General features: G+C 65.5%; 1 pseudogene. It reads left to right on the forward strand.

Going from position 1 to position 362, the window contains the following annotated elements:
- Positions 1-362: pseudogene (locus AC1D1Y_RS26930) on the forward strand (chemotaxis protein); the annotation flags it as partial.

Raw genomic sequence — 362 nt, forward strand, 5'->3', positions numbered from 1 at the left:
GACCATAGGCCGCGGCCACCCTTGGACAGCCCTGGTCAAAAACCGCCGCAAAAACGGCGACCACTACTGGGTGCAGGCCAATGTCACCCCCATCCTACAAAACGGCAAGCCCAAAGGCTATATGTCGGTGCGCATCAAGCCCCAACGGCAGGACGTGCAGGCGGCCGAGGCACTGTACGCCCAAATGCGGGCAGACGCCGAACGCGGCGGTGGCTCCATCTACCTGCGCGGCGGTGAGGTGCGCTACAAGGGCCTGCGCGGGCTGGGCGGTGCGCTGTCCCGCCTGACGCTGACAGCGCGCCTGGGTCTGGCACTGATGGGCATGACATTGCTGGCCATGGTCCCGCAGTTTCTGGGTATGC

The organism is Polaromonas sp. P1_G1 (assembly GCF_056405595.1).